Source organism: Microbulbifer maximicatervae (SeqCode) (assembly GCF_052468095.1).
Genome location: NZ_CP174332.1, coordinates 27,685 through 41,397 on the forward strand (window position 1 = coordinate 27,685; position 13,713 = coordinate 41,397).

Sequence of the window (13,713 nt, forward strand, 5' to 3'; positions counted from 1 at the left end):
CCTAGCCGCTGGGTTCCAAAATACATTTTAAGAATGGATGATAATAAAAATTTAGTTTAATTGATTACAAGCTGCAGAGATTTATTGCCTATTGCCCCAGGCTCAGAATTTATCTTCGAGATCAAAATCAAATTAAATACGAGCAAAATCTGACAAATGATGGAATTCGTTGGTTGAGAAATAATTTGTCAAAAGATGACTTTGGTGAAGTAATGCATATTTTACAAGATACGCCGTAATAATTATTTTAAGCGCGGACTAAATAATAAATAGAAAGGACCCGATAAGGGCCCTTTTATTAGAAGATACATAGAGCCGCCTTCCTTGAGAAGGCAGTCAAAGTGTATCCAGGTTACTGGCAGGAACTCGCTTCCCAGTACTGGGGGGCGTTAGCCGGGGACCACCAGTTGGGTCCAAAGGTAGACACGTAAACCTGGCCTTCAAAGGTTACTAGGTCGCCAACTTGATAGCCTTCGTCACCAGCATATGGCTGCTGGAATTCGGGGCAGGAAGCGGTCTCACCTGAACCTTGATTGCTGTCGGTGTTGTCATCGGAACCGTTATCGGCGTTGTCGTCAGAACCGCTATCGGAGCCATTGTCGTTGCTATCGCCAGAGCCGTTGTCGGAACCATTGTCGGAGCCTTCGCCCTCAGTTTGACAGGTGGTTTCGGTCCACAGCGATGGCGCGGAACCTGGAGACCACCAGTTTGGCTCGTGGGTGGACTCGTAGGCGACTCCTTCAAAGACAACAACGTCACCGACTGAATAACCTGGGTCGCCGGCATAGGGCTGCTCAAACGCGACGCAGGCGCTGCTTCCGCCATTATTATTGCCGCCGCCACTTCCGGTGTCGCCAGTATCTCCGGTGTTGCCAGTATCTCCGGTGTCGCCAGTATCGCCGGTATCGCCAGTATCGCCGGTATCGCCAGTATCGCCGGTATCGCCAGTATCGCTATCACTGGAGCCACCCTGTCCGAAAACTTCGAGTGCGGCATCGAGCAATGGGTACTGGTACTCATTGTTCTCCAATAACATTCCACCGCGGAGCTGCCAGATCATCACGCCACCCAGGCCCTGGTCGAGCACATATTGGGCGCGTGCGGCGATAGAAGTCGTATCTTCGAAAGAGATAAAACCGCCATCCTCAAACCAACCATAGTGGGTGACGGCCTCGGGATCGTAAGCGGTCTGGAATGAAGAGTCGCTCTGCATTTTCTCAACGATCTGGTAGTAGCGCGTCTCGGTGTCAGAGCCCCAGTGAGCGACGTCTTGTCCGGAGGCGGCTTCACCGATTGCGGTGGCGCCAGCCACGCTGCGGCCGTAGTGGGACATACCCAGGGTGATCTTCTCAGCAGGAATATTGCCCTCAGTCATCCACATATTGCGGCAGCTGTCTGCGTCGAAGCCTTCGTTGACCTGGCCTTCATAGGGGTACAGCGGCGAGGTATGCTGGGCTACGGTATCCCAGTCGCCACCAAAGTCATAAGTCATCAGGTTGACATAGTCGAGGACTTCGCCCACAGCAGCAAAATCATAACCCTCTTCTGCAATCGAGGGGCCACAGGCCACGGCAGCGGTCAGTTCCAGATTTTTGCCGGTCTCCGCTTCAACCTCATCGAAGCGCGCGCGCAGCTCTTGCAGCAGGGTGGTGAAGTTTTCTTTGTCGATCGAGCGTCCGCCGTTCGGTGCATAGCCGGGGTATTCGAAATCGAGATCGAGGCCATCGAAATCCCAGTCAGTAAGCAGTGTCACTGCATTTTCGATAAAGGCTGCACGTGCGGTATCGCTCTCCATCATCTCGGAGACTTTATGGGAGAGGGTCCAGCCGCCCATGGATAGGATTGCCTTGGCGCCGTCGTCATGTACCGATTTTACGAAACCTGACTCGTGGTCATTCCAGCCCTGGCAGACCGCGGGCTGAATACTGGAATCGTATTGGCTGTAGGGGTGCCAGAATTGCGGCGAGCATTTTACGGGACCATCACCGGCGCCGCCGGAAAATGATTGGGCGCCCAGGCCGTAGAAAACGTAGGGGTCTGTAAAGTAGATGTTGCCGTCTTCGTCATTCCAGGCAAAGGCGTACTGAACGTGAGTGAGCTTGGAGAAATCCACGTTGTCATGGGTGAAGGATGAGTCGGCCCAGTATTCCCAATCGGCCCAATAGGCAGATACACGTTTAGAGGTTTCTTGTGCGCTGACGTTTCCGCTGATGGCGATTGCTGCTGCGAGTGCCGCCGCTGCTTTTAATTTAAACCCAAATTTAGATCCGCGTTCACTGCGGCTGCCCACCAACATCCTTGTTCGATCCTGAGATTGCAGGAAAGAAAACATTAGATTGACCTCCCATAGGTCTTAATTATGTATAAAGAAATTTGTCGTTATATGTGGAAAAATTTGAATAAATGGAGAGGTAAAAGTTCCGCGAGGAAATGTGGAATAAATGTGCAAGCCACGGAGAGTAGTGGCTGAGTGGCTATATTTATTTCCGCTGTAATTTTGTGATGGGGACAATAAAAAGTGCGTACATAAATTCAACTGCACCTTTCAGGAATAAATATTTGAGCAGATCAACGATAAAAATGGTCGATTATTTAATTTAAAAAGAAGATAAATTTTCTTTTTAAATTAAGAGGTGGGGAAAAAATACCGGTTACTGGCGAGCGTTATTTGCGGCCTCTTGCATGCAGTCTCCTCCGCAGTTTAGTACGCACGGCCGCTGTCGAGTTAATCAATCACCACTTCACTATGTAATGTTTCCGCGGAGCAGTTTTTGATTATCTCTCTTAAGGGATTGAAGATGTCATGAAATGGTAAAACAAAAAAGGGCCCAGGGGGCCCTTTTTAAAGTTGAAGAAACTACTAATTATTTCTTCGCGCGCTTGCGCATATTTTCCTGCAAAATTTTCTTGCGCAGGCGGATAAAGTTAGGAGTCACTTCTACCAATTCATCGTCTTCGATAAATTCCAGAGCCTGCTCAAGGGTGTGACGAATGGGTGGTGACAGAGTGAGTGCATCGTCGGTACCTGACGCGCGCACATTAGTGAGCTGTTTGGCCTTGGTGGGGTTTACCACCAGGTCGTTGCCACGGGAGTGAATACCGACGATTTGGCCTTCGTAGACCTCTTCGCCATGGCCCAGGAACAGGCGACCACGATCTTGTAGTGCGAACAGACCATAGGCGAGGGTTTTGCCCTTGACCATGGAAACCAGTACACCGTTGATGCGCTTGGCCACTTCACCCTGCTTCACCGGACCGTAGTGGTCGAAGATACTGGTCATAATGCCAGAACCACTGGTGATGGTAAGGAATTGGGAGCGGAAGCCGATCATGCCGCGCGAGGGCACGATAAAGGTTAGGCGCACGCGACCTTTGCCATCGGGCTCCATATTGGTGAGATCGGCCTTGCGCAGGCCCAGCTCTTCCATAATGGGCCCCTGATGGGGTTCCTCAACATCGATAACCACTTCTTCATAAGGCTCGTGGATCTCTCCGTCGACCTCTCTCTGCACCACTTCGGGGCGGGAAACGCCCAGCTCGAAACCTTCTCGGCGCATGGATTCGATCAGGACAGACAAGTGCAATTCGCCACGGCCGGAAACCTTGAACTTATCAGGAGAGTCGCCTTGCTCTACACGCAGGGCCACGTTGTGAATCAGCTCCTGGTCAAGGCGCTCTTTGATGTTGCGCGAAGTAACGAACTTGCCATCCTGGCCGGCAAAGGGGGAGTCATTGACCTGGAAGGTCATGCTTACGGTGGGCTCGTCCACGCTCAGGGCGGGCAGGGCTTCTGGAGTATCCAGGTCGCACAGGGTATCGGAGATATTTAGCTCACCCACACCGGTGATACACACGATATCGCCAGCACTGGCTTGCTCCACTTCCACACGCTCCAGGCCGAGGTAACCCATAACCTGCAGGACCTTGGCTTTGCGCGAGTTGCCTTCGCGATCGAGAACCACCACTTGCTGGTTCGGCTTCAGGGTACCGCGAGTGATACGGCCAACGCCGATTACGCCTACGTAACTGGAGTAGTCCAGAGCGGAAACCTGCATCTGGAAGGCGCCGGCGGGGTCAACCTTCGGGGGCTCAACCTTGTCCACAATCATCTGGAACAGCGGCGTCATATCGTCGGCCAGGTCGGTGTCGTCGAGACCGGCGATGCCGTTCAGGGCGGAGGCGTAGACAACCGGGAAGTCCAACTGCTCGTCGGTGGCGCCGAGGCTGTCGAACAGGTCGAATACCTGGTCCATTACCCAGTCGGGGCGCGCGCCTGGGCGGTCGATCTTGTTAATCACCACGATCGGGTTGAGGCCCTGCTCAAACGCCTTCTGGGTTACGAAGCGGGTCTGCGGCATGGGGCCATCTACTGCGTCTACGAGCAGCAGAACTGAATCCACCATGGACAGTACGCGCTCTACCTCGCCGCCGAAGTCGGCGTGCCCTGGGGTGTCGACAATATTGATGCGGTAGTCATTCCAGCGGATAGCGGTGTTTTTCGCCAGGATGGTGATGCCACGCTCACGCTCTTGATCGTTGGAGTCCATGACGCGCTCGGCGCCTTCGTCGCGGCGGTCGAGAGTGCCGGACTGGGACAACAGCTTGTCCACAAGGGTGGTTTTGCCATGGTCTACGTGGGCGATAATCGCAATATTGCGCAGATTCTCTATCACTGGGGGCCTCTGGGCGTTAAATCTTGGTAAGTCGGGGCGGGGGCCTGCGGGGTTTCTACAGCAGCATTCCGGCCAAAGGCGGCGATTATAGGGGGGCCGCATGACAATTGGGAGTGATTTTGAGTAAAAAATCACCGCCCCGGGGGGGTGATTGCATTAAAACCCGCGCGGGCGGTGGTTGCCCGCGCCTTGAGCAGAAGTTACTTTTTAATGGTTTCCGGTCTGTGGGGAATCAGCGGGCGCAGCACGCCCACATTGCGAAAACCTTCGTCCAACAGGTGTGAAGCGTGCAGGCGGCTCATAACGCCTTTGGAGCAATACAGGAGGTACTCACGCTCCTGGTCCAGGTGGGCAAAGCTGTTGTTGAGACGGTAGAAAGGAATAGTCTGCACCTCACAGCCTAGCTCCAACGGGTCCAGCTCCTCTTCATCCGGGTGGCGGATATCGATAACCACAGCGCTGCCCGGCTCCTCGCGGATCTCCACATCCGGCGCTTCGCCATCGACTTCTTCGATCACCTGATCAATATTCTGCATCACCCGATTGCTGATAGCGCGATCGAGGACGGTAAAATCGAAGCGGTTTTCCTCGGACTCCACTTTTTCAATCTTGGCGCGGGTGGTGGGTTTTACCGAGATAACGCCGCAGTACTCCGGCATATTGGCGGCAAACTCTTCGGTGCCGATGGCCCGGGAGGTACGGATAATATCGGTCTTGTCGGTGGTGATCAGTGGGCGCAATACCAGGGTATTGGTAACACTGTCGATCACCGACAGATTTTTCAGGGTCTGGCTGGAAACCTGGGCGATGGCTTCACCGGTGACTACGGCGTCCACCTCCAGCTCCTTGGCGATCACATCGGCGGCGCGCAGCATCATGCGTTTCAAAATGACGCCCATATGGGAGTCGTCGACCCGCTCGAGAATCTCTGCCACGACTTCGTCAAACGGCACAGTGATAAAGCGCACCCGATGGGAAGCACCGTATTTGTTCCACAGGTAGTAGGCGACTTCTTTCACGCCCAGCTCGTGCTGGCGTCCGCCCAGGTTGAAGAACAGGAAGTGGGTGCGGATACCGCGCTTCATGGTCATGTAACTGGCCACGGTAGAATCGAAGCCACCGGATACCAGCGACAAAACCGGGTCTTGCGTTCCGAGGGGGAAGCCGCCCAGGCCGGGATGCTGCTCTTCGATCACGTTGAGCTTATCGTGGCGGATCTCCAGCTTAACGGTGATGTCGGGGTTTTTCAGTTTGACTCCGGATGCCTCGGTGTTCTTGTTGAGGCCGCCGCCCACGTACTGCTCCACATCCAGGGATTGGAAGTCGTGTTTGCCGGTGCGCTTAACCCTGACGCAGAAAGTCTTGTCCTTCAGGGCGTCTCCCCATACCGACAGGGTTTTCTCGTACATGTCGTGCAGGTCGCCCAGGGGGAACTGGCGCACGCGGGAGAAGTTGGCGATGCCGGGGGTGTGAGAGAGCACCTCTTCGATACGTCCACCCAGGTGGGACACAGCATCGGGCGCGATCACATCGATCTTTTCCCAATCCTTTCGCACCTGGATACGGTCGTCCAGCTGGCGCAGCAGGCGCTGCAGGTTGTCCTTGAGCTGGCGCGACATGCGCTTGCGCACAGGGTTGCTCTTGATGGTGATCTCTGGAAAAAACTTGACGACAAAGTGCATGGGAATCCGTGGGGTACCGCATGTTGATAGAAGGTGCGGCATTATAAACTAGCCAGAGCCAAGTTGGTTGTGCACTGTTTACGGGCGAAGCGAGAACAAATATGTTCTATTTTGGTGCGTATTTATGTGGCTGCTCGGCCACAATGCATCTATCCTGGCTGCGTCAGCACTTTGCTGGGGCTCGCACCGGCGCCAACCGGGACTATGAGGCGATTGCCCTAATTTGGCACACTCCTTGCTTTATTTCACGCCAGGTAGAGAGTGAATGCCGGCAGCGACAGCAAGGCATAGCGACCAATTACTTTTCAAGACCTGGAGGACTGCAATGTCAGCGAAAACGCTCGGTTTGATTAATGAAAGTGAAGCGAAATGGATAGACCTGCGCTTTACCGATACCAAGGGTAAAGAACAACACGTTTCCATCCCTGCGTCGGAAGTTGACGGTGAGTTCTTTGAAGAAGGCAAAATGTTCGATGGTTCTTCCATCGCCGGTTGGAAGGGCATCAACGAATCCGACATGATCCTGATGCCGGATGACGAGACAGCTTTCCTCGACCCCTTCACCGATGAGAGCACCGTTATCATTCGCTGTAACATCGTCGACCCAATTACCGGTCAGGGTTACGAGCGCGATCCTCGCTCCATCGCATTGCGCGCTGAGGAATACCTGAAGTCCACTGGTCTGGGTGACACCGCTCTGTTCGGTCCCGAGCCCGAGTTCTTCGTATTCGACGATATTACCTGGGGTGCTGAAATGGGCGGCGCCTTCTACAAGATCAACTCCGAAGAAGCAGCCTGGTCCTCTGGTCACAACTTTGCCGAAGGCAATATTGGTCACCGCCCCGGCGTTAAAGGCGGTTACTTCCCGGTTCCTCCGGTGGATTCCCTGCACGACGTTCGCGCCGCAATGTGTTCTGCGATGGAACAGATGGGCCTGCGCGTAGAAGTGCATCACCACGAAGTAGGTACTGCCGGCCAGTGTGAGATCGGCGTTGCCGCCAACACTCTGACCAAGAAAGCGGACGAAGTACAGATCCTCAAGTACGCTGTACACAACGTTGCCCACGCCTACGGCAAGACCGCGACCTTTATGCCCAAGCCGCTGGTTGGCGATAACGGTTCCGGTATGCACGTTCACCAGTCCTTTAGCAAGGATGGCGTAAACCAGTTTGCCGGTGACGCCTACGCTGGTCTGTCCGAAGCTGCTCTGTACTACATCGGCGGTATCGTTAAGCACGCTCGCGCCCTGAACGCGCTGTGTAACGCTTCCACCAACTCTTACAAGCGTCTGGTACCTGGCTTCGAAGCGCCGGTAATCCTGGCTTACTCTGCGCGCAACCGCTCTGCGTCTATCCGTATTCCTTTCGTGCCCTCCCCGAAAGGCAAGCGCATCGAGACTCGCTTCCCGGACCCGACCGCCAACCCATACCTGTCTTTCGCCGCACTGCTGATGGCGGGTCTCGATGGTATCAAGAACAAGATCCACCCTGGCGATGCTGCGGACAAGGATCTGTACGATCTGCCGCCGGAAGAGCTGGCTGAGTACCCGACTGTCGCTTCCAGCCTGGAAGGCGCCCTGGATGCTCTGGACCAGGATCGCGAGTTCCTGACAGCCGGTGGTGTATTCACTAACGATGCTATCGATGCCTACATCGAGCTGAAGCGTGAAGAAGTAGAGCGTCTGAACATGACCACTCACCCGGTCGAGTTCGATATGTACTACTCCGTGTAATGGCGACCGGCATCACGGTGATGCCGTCGAGCCGTTCTCGAAAAGCCCGCGCCACCCTGGTGCGGGCTTTTTTATTGCGAGTACACTGTCAGCCGGGACTTGAGGGCTCTGTGGTCTGCAGCAGCAATAAATGGCGCCAAAAGTATGAAAGTCCCTGTACCTGAAATGGGGGGAGTCGCAGGGTGGCTAATAGAATGTTGGGAATTCAAAAACTACTGAAAGCTGTTTTATTGGCTTTGCCCATAGTAGCTGTTGTGGCTTTCGCAGAGACTGGGGCCATATACAAGATAGTGGGTCCCGATGGTCAGGTAACCTTTAGTGACACGCCACCTCCAAATGGAAACTTGGAGGAGGTTGAGTTGGCACCGATCAACATCCAGCCGATCGCTTTACCTCGACAGCTACCCTCAAGAAAGCTGTCGCCAAACGGCAAAAATAGGGATTCCGGGGCTGTTTCTATCCAGATTGTGAGCCCAATTAATGAGGCTACTATCCCCCCTGGGCAAACCCTGATTGCGCTTGAGGTGCAAGTAACTCCAGCCTATCCAGAAGGTTCGAGCTTCTATGCGGTTATTGATGGGCAGCGCTGGCAGGGGAGTTCTGACGGTAATGCTCTAGATATCTCGGCTCTTGAACGTGGAACACATACTCTGCAGGCCGTCTTAGTGGGTTCAAATGGGCGGGTTCTGGCTCAATCCCGCGTGGTCACAATTTACGTGAAGCGACCCATAGCCAGGGGTTGAATACTGGGGGGCGAAAGCCCCCTCAATCTAATTGCCCTCTCACTTCTAGCCCTCTCCTAATTCCGCTTGTTTGTTTTTTGACCTGCGCACCGTTATGGTGCATTCTGCCTGTGACTGGCGGCATCTCATTTTTTAAGCTGAATAACTCGCTATGCCACTGCAGCTAACTGCGCACCGATTGTGTCCGGTTGAAGTTGTTCCCGCCTGCAAATGCCAGCATATGCGCCATTTTGGTTTGCTTTTTGCACTGACTAGATACAGCGCTAGTTTGCTGGGGGTGACCAAAGGGAGTTTGGTCAGAGCCTCGGAATGAATCGGAAATTTTGTGAATGCTGAATGATCGCCAGTTGCGCCAATTACTCGATAGCCTGACTTCCGCAGTGTTGGTGCTGGATGAAAACCTATCGCTTTGCTATTTGAACAATGCTGCTGAGGACTTGTTGGCCGCCTCCAGTACCCGGGTTAAAGGCTCGAAGTTGGAGGAGGTGGTGCGAGAATCTCCCACTGCCTATGAGGCTATGCGGGAAGCATTGCGCAAAAATGAGAAGTATACAGTGCGCCGGGCCAGTTGGAGGTTGAACAATCTTGAAACCCGAACCGTGGATTACTCAGTCAGCCCGGTCCCCGAGTTTTCTGTGCTACTTGTGGAAGTGCAGCCGATGGATCGCCTGTTGCGAATTGCCAGGGAAGATGCGCTGCTCAGTGCCCAGGAAACGACACGAAACCTGGTTCGCGGTATGGCCCATGAGGTCAAGAACCCCCTCGGTGGTATCCGCGGGGCTGCACAACTATTGCAGCGCGAGTTGCCGGACCGGGAGTTAGACGAATATACACAGATTATCATCGAGGAAGTGGATCGCCTGCGCAATCTGGTTGACCGTTTATTGGGACCACGCCAGCCGGTAGTACTGCAACCGGTTAATGTGCACGAGGTTCTGGAGCGGGTTGCCCAGTTGCTGGATGCTGAGTGTATCGGTGAGCTTCAAATTCGCAGGGACTACGATCCGTCTATTCCCGATGTCCCCGCCGATAGCGAACAATTGATTCAGGCGCTGCTTAATATTGCCCGCAACGCCATGCAAGCCATCGATGAAAGTATTGGCCTCAGTAGTGGGGAGATGGTATTGCGTACGCGTATCCAGCGCCAATTCACCATTGGCCGCCGCAACTGTCCATTGGTCTGCCGTATAGAAATTGAAGATAACGGCCCGGGCATACCGGAGGATATTCGCGAGCGGATATTCTTCCCGATGATCTCCGGCCGCGCCGAGGGTTCAGGTCTAGGACTTTCAATTTCCCAGAACATTATTAATCAGCACAAGGGGCTGATTAAGTGTGACAGCCAACCCGGCCGTAGCATTTTCCAAATTTATCTGCCCCTGACTACCGAATTAGCTAATACAGGAACCTAGAGAATGAGTAATCGCGTTTGGATTATTGACGACGACAGATCAATCCGCTGGGTGCTGGAGAGAGCGCTATCGCGTGAGGGAATTGATACCCAGTGTTACGAGAGTGGCGACCGGGCCCTGGATGATTTCTATAGCGATTCACCGGATGTAGTAATCAGTGATATCCGCATGCCGGGCTCCGATGGCTTTAAATTGTTGCAGCGTTTCCAGGCTGAACGACCGAGCCTGCCGATAATTATTATGACTGCGCACTCGGACCTGGATAGCGCGGTAGCTGCTTACCAAGGGGGAGCCTTTGAATACCTGCCCAAGCCATTTGATATTGATGAAGCCGTAGCGGTAACCCGGCGCGCATTGATGCACGCTAGCGAACAGAGTGCTGAAGAACGGGTTGAGCCGGAAAATGGTCAGGGTAGTAAAGAAATCATTGGAGAAGCGCCGGCGATGCAGGAGGTCTTCCGTGCGATTGGCCGTTTGTCTCATTCCAACATCACGGTTTTAATCAACGGTGAATCCGGTACCGGTAAGGAGTTGGTGGCGCAGGCTCTGCACAATCACAGTCCGCGCAGGGATAAGCCATTTATTGCATTGAACATGGCGGCTATACCCAAGGACCTGATGGAGTCTGAATTATTTGGCCATGAGAAAGGGGCCTTTACCGGTGCCAGCTCCCAGCGTGCCGGACGTTTTGAACAGGCCAATGGTGGCACCCTGTTTCTAGATGAAATTGGTGATATGCCCGCAGATACGCAAACCCGGTTATTGCGCGTGTTGGCTGATGGTGAATTTTACCGTGTCGGTGGCCACACCTCGGTCAAAGTGGATGTGCGTATTATTGCGGCGACTCACCAGGATCTGGAAGAGTTGGTATGTCAGCATAAATTTCGCGAGGACCTGTTTCACCGCCTGAATGTTATTCGCATCCATATTCCAAGACTCGCGGATCGCCGTGAGGATATTCCGCGATTGGTGAGGCATTTCTTTAATGCTGCGGCAAAAGATCTGGGGGTGGAGTCAAAGATCCTAACCAAGGAAACTGAGGAGTACCTCTCTGGGCTGGATTGGCCCGGTAATGTACGACAACTGGAAAATACCTGCCGCTGGATTACCGTGATGGCCTCTGGGCGCGAGGTGCATATTGAAGATTTGCCACAGGAGTTGCATCAGCAGGGCGCGACGACAGAAACACCGGCAGACTGGCAAAAAGCACTGCGCTTGTGGGCTGACCAGGCCCTATCCTCTGGGCAGCGCGAAATTTTAAATGAGGCTGTTCCCGCATTTGAAAAAGCGTTAATAGAAATTGCGCTTAAGCATACTGCTGGGCGTAAACGCGATGCAGCTGATCTATTGGGATGGGGTAGAAATACCTTGACACGGAAGCTAAAAGAATTGGAGATCGGTGGGGAATAAAGAGAATTTGTGCTTGGGGAAAACTTTTCTCCAAGCACATTTTTCAATTAAAATAGATTGCAGCTGGTTTTAGATATCTACTTTTTTAAAGCGGCCAATGAAGCCGTTTTTATAATCTGTCCGGCCTTCTTCTAGTCTTGAAGAGAAGGTTTCAAGGTAAGATTCAAGATAGTATATATCCTCATCGGTATTGATAAGTCGTAATCGCCTTTTTTTCCATAGTATGCAGTCTTCAGATTGTCCCTCGCAGGATGGCAGGTAAGCAGCAGTGGAATTCTCCTCCGTTTCCAGATTTGGATCATAGTAGTGGTTCGAAACTATTGAGCCGTCTGCTGCTATCTCCCACGAGCCTTTGCGTTCATCCGTCATCCAGTCATAGTCAGAAAATGGATTGAATGGATCGAGAGGGTAGGTAAATTCTTGTTGAATAGTTCCATTATCGGAATAAACGATTGCCCAAATATTGGGAGTTGGAAATGAAGTGTGAGTCTCCACTCTTAATGGAGGAGCCTCAAGTGGTGTGTCATTTTCTTCAACCAAAAAACTAGAAAATATATCTGTTGTGCCATCGCTACCTGTGCTAACGGCAATGACCCTGGTCGCATTTCCGAATGTTCTCGTGGGAATGTAACGTGTTTGTTGGCCACTTTCGTAGTTTATGACTAATTCATTAGTTAGAACTGCTGAAAATGTTTCTTCTTCTTTTAGATCCGGCCCAAATTTCTCTTTACCAGTATTCTCAGAGTCCATGCTGAACTTTCCAGAGAAGTATTTGCAGTTGCAGTTTTGGTAGAAATTTGGATGGTAAGTTTTAGTTGAAAAGTGACTGGGAATTGATTCCCAGGAGGCGGAATAATTTGTATTTATGGTGTTTAAGTATCTTTTTTCGCTGTATTCATATTGCTCCCCGCTCTGGCTTGTACAAGTGCTATTGAGGTTGATCTCCAGTACCTGGCTATATGGCGTCGAATAAATATGCCTTGTATTAAAGTTGCTGTTTCGAATATCTATACAGTTATGAAGGCTGAACCTGCCCCAGCTTACTCCGTCAGCTATTTGTCCATTAATGTCACCGTTCTCATCCAGTGACAGAGTGAACTCTCCAATACCAATAAAATTAGCTGTACCGGAATTTTGTAATTCTTCCTTGAGTTGGATGACCCCGGGTATTAAATTGTCGCTGCCTGAGCTTCCAGTCAAAAAGATTGTTTCTAAGGATCCATTCAGCCTGTAATTCTGTTGGTGAGAATAATTATTGTCTAGGATTTCCAGTAGAAGCTCATCTGCATACTCTTGATTTGATTGAATTATGTCTTCTACATAGGCTTTTGAGAATGAATAATCTCTGATGAAGTCTGTCGTATTTGAATATCTATCTTCGAGAAAGAAAAAGTTCGTGTTGTCTGAGAACTCTTCATTAATTGCACCTTTTAGGAATATAGCTAAATTAATAGCATCCTCCATAGGCACTTCGAAAATATGTTTTTTTAGGCCTTCAGTGGTTGTGATTTCACTGTTGTTGTTAGATGTCTCAGCAAGATTGGAGATCGAAGCTGATAAGCTGTTTAACACTAAACCCGGGTTATTGTTGAGGTAGCTTACTTCATTATTTATTGCTTGGCTCGAAAGTTCACTAAATGACCCAGCATAGGATTTAAAACTATAACTCCAGTCATCTGAGACCGCACCCTGCGCAATTATGGTTACTAGCTCGTCGCTATGCCCGCCTTCTATTTCAACCGTGAATTCATTGTTGTTTGTTTGCTCGGCAGTATATTGGCTTTCGCCAATGCTGACTGTTATTTCTGGAAACTCAGAGAAGCTTTCATCAAAGACTCCATGTAGGGTAATTGATGGTACTTCTGGTGTCGGCTCTGGGCTAGATGAATTGCTTCCATCTCCGCTACATGCACTAACAAGAATCGATGATGCTGCCAGTATTGTTAGGTGTCTGGTCAGTTCCTTCATAACCTCTCTCTATATTCAATATTAATTATTGGCCGTATGATACCTTTGTGAAGTTAAATTGCACGGCATAATAGTGGTACGCATGCATTAAGT

8 protein-coding genes are annotated in these 13,713 nt (G+C 51.7%); 4 read left to right on the forward strand and 4 right to left on the reverse strand.

Annotated features, from left to right (window positions below):
* Positions 1-352: 352 nt before the first annotated feature.
* The 3 genes from ACJJIL_RS00115 to thiI all read right to left on the reverse strand — a co-directional run bounded on the left by ACJJIL_RS00115 (position 353) and on the right by thiI (position 6,355).
* A complete protein-coding gene (locus tag ACJJIL_RS00115; RefSeq protein ID WP_445360888.1) occupies positions 353-2,332 on the reverse strand; it encodes a glycosyl hydrolase family 18 protein in 1,980 nt (659 codons plus the stop codon).
* A gap of 532 nt (positions 2,333-2,864) precedes the next feature.
* On the reverse strand, positions 2,865-4,673 hold the full coding sequence (typA, locus tag ACJJIL_RS00120) for a translational GTPase TypA (RefSeq protein WP_445360889.1): 1,809 nt from the start codon (positions 4,671-4,673) through the stop codon (positions 2,865-2,867).
* A gap of 200 nt (positions 4,674-4,873) precedes the next feature.
* A complete protein-coding gene (gene thiI / locus ACJJIL_RS00125; RefSeq protein ID WP_413663717.1) occupies positions 4,874-6,355 on the reverse strand; it encodes a tRNA uracil 4-sulfurtransferase ThiI in 1,482 nt (493 codons plus the stop codon).
* Between the two features lie 325 nt (positions 6,356-6,680).
* Here thiI and glnA point away from each other — a divergent pair, with 325 nt between their 5' ends.
* The 4 genes from glnA (at position 6,681) to ntrC (ending at position 11,652) form a co-directional block, all read left to right on the forward strand.
* Positions 6,681-8,087 carry a glutamate--ammonia ligase gene (gene glnA / locus ACJJIL_RS00130; RefSeq protein WP_108734896.1) on the forward strand — a complete coding sequence of 469 codons (1,407 nt, stop codon included), beginning with the start codon at positions 6,681-6,683 and terminating at the stop codon, positions 8,085-8,087.
* A 182-nt stretch (positions 8,088-8,269) separates the two neighbouring features.
* The gene (locus ACJJIL_RS00135) at positions 8,270-8,830 is read left to right on the forward strand and encodes a DUF4124 domain-containing protein (protein ID WP_445360890.1); all 561 of its coding nucleotides are present in this window, start codon (positions 8,270-8,272) and stop codon (positions 8,828-8,830) included.
* A gap of 329 nt (positions 8,831-9,159) precedes the next feature.
* Positions 9,160-10,242 carry a nitrogen regulation protein NR(II) gene (glnL, locus tag ACJJIL_RS00140; RefSeq protein ID WP_413663715.1) on the forward strand — a complete coding sequence of 361 codons (1,083 nt, stop codon included), beginning with the start codon at positions 9,160-9,162 and terminating at the stop codon, positions 10,240-10,242.
* 3 nt (positions 10,243-10,245) lie between these two features.
* On the forward strand, positions 10,246-11,652 hold the full coding sequence (gene ntrC, locus ACJJIL_RS00145) for a nitrogen regulation protein NR(I) (RefSeq protein WP_445360891.1): 1,407 nt from the start codon (positions 10,246-10,248) through the stop codon (positions 11,650-11,652).
* Positions 11,653-11,721: 69 nt separating this feature from the next.
* Here ntrC and ACJJIL_RS00150 read toward each other — a convergent pair whose 3' ends face one another.
* Entirely contained in the window at positions 11,722-13,620 is a 1,899-nt protein-coding gene (locus ACJJIL_RS00150) for a hypothetical protein (RefSeq protein WP_445360892.1), read from the reverse strand.
* Positions 13,621-13,713 lie beyond the last annotated feature (93 nt).

Coding starts and splice junctions, on each gene's coding strand:
- thiI (WP_413663717.1), bottom strand. CDS start 6,355: ATGCACTTTGTCGTCAAGTTTTTTCCAGAGATCACCATCAAGAGCAAC.
- glnA (WP_108734896.1), top strand. CDS start 6,681: ATGTCAGCGAAAACGCTCGGTTTGATTAATGAAAGTGAAGCGAAATGG.
- ntrC (WP_445360891.1), top strand. CDS start 10,246: ATGAGTAATCGCGTTTGGATTATTGACGACGACAGATCAATCCGCTGG.
- ACJJIL_RS00115 (WP_445360888.1), bottom strand. CDS start 2,332: ATGTTTTCTTTCCTGCAATCTCAGGATCGAACAAGGATGTTGGTGGGC.
- glnL (WP_413663715.1), top strand. CDS start 9,160: ATGCTGAATGATCGCCAGTTGCGCCAATTACTCGATAGCCTGACTTCC.
- ACJJIL_RS00150 (WP_445360892.1), bottom strand. CDS start 13,620: ATGAAGGAACTGACCAGACACCTAACAATACTGGCAGCATCATCGATT.